At 49.4% G+C, this 1,158-nt stretch carries 1 protein-coding gene; it reads left to right on the plus strand.

Annotated features, from left to right (window positions below; all coding sequences use genetic code 11):
* Positions 1–1,158: aldehyde dehydrogenase family protein (locus tag ACP7BU_RS15325; RefSeq protein ID WP_425880203.1), on the plus strand; the 1,158-nt coding region annotated here is incomplete at both ends.

The raw sequence follows: 1,158 nt of genomic DNA on the forward strand, positions 1-1,158 counted from the left end.
TTCAAAAGTTCATTTTAAAGCACAATACGATAATTTCATTGGCGGCGAATGGGTCGCTCCAGTCAAAGGTGAATACTTTGACAATATCTCTCCGGTAGATGGCAAAGTCTTTACCAAAGTGCCGCGTTCTTCTGTAGAAGACATTGAGTTGGCGCTTGATGCAGCGCATAAAGCCAAAGAGCAATGGAACCGGTCATCACCGACCACCCGCTCCAATATCCTGCTGAAAATTGCAGATCGTCTGGAACAAAATCTGGAACTGCTGGCTGTGGCAGAAACCTGGGACAATGGTAAGCCAATTCGTGAAACACTGGCTGCCGATATTCCGCTGGCCATTGACCATTTCCGTTATTTTGCCGGCTGTATCCGTGCACAGGAAGGCGGCATTTCCGAAATCGATGAAGATACCATTGCTTATCATTTTCATGAACCGTTGGGCGTCGTGGGTCAAATTATCCCGTGGAACTTCCCGATTCTGATGGCTGCCTGGAAACTGGCACCTGCCCTAGCTGCAGGTAACTGTATCGTGCTGAAACCTGCGGAACAGACTCCGGTCAGTATTCTGGTTCTGGCTGAACTGATTCAGGATATTTTGCCGCCGGGCGTGTTGAACATCGTCAATGGCTACGGGGTCGAAGTCGGCCGTCCACTGGCGACCAATCCCCGTATTGCCAAGATTGCCTTTACCGGCTCGACTGCCGTCGGCCAAATGATAATGCAGTATGCAACTGAAAATATTATTCCGGTAACGCTGGAACTTGGCGGTAAATCACCGAATCTGTTCTTTGCCGACATCATGGATCAGGAAGACGATTATCTGGACAAGGCACTGGAAGGCTTTGCCATGTTTGCCCTGAATCAAGGTGAAATCTGTACCTGCCCTTCCCGGGCCTTGGTACAGGAAAGTATTGCCGATGAGTTTTTAGCGCGTGCAGTAGAACGGGTACAACGCATTAAAACCGGTCATCCACTGGATACTGATACTATGATTGGCGCGCAAGCTTCTCAGGAACAGCAGGACAAGATTCTGGGCTGTATTGCCACTGGCCGTGAAGAAGGTGCACAGATCCTGACCGGTGGTGAAGCACGTCAGGAAGTCGGTCAAGGTTTCTATATTGAACCGACCATCTTTAAAGGCACCAATGACATGAAGACCTT

Source organism: Acinetobacter sp. 40AMC3-4, from assembly GCF_049898185.1.
Lineage (GTDB): Bacteria > Pseudomonadota > Gammaproteobacteria > Pseudomonadales > Moraxellaceae > Acinetobacter.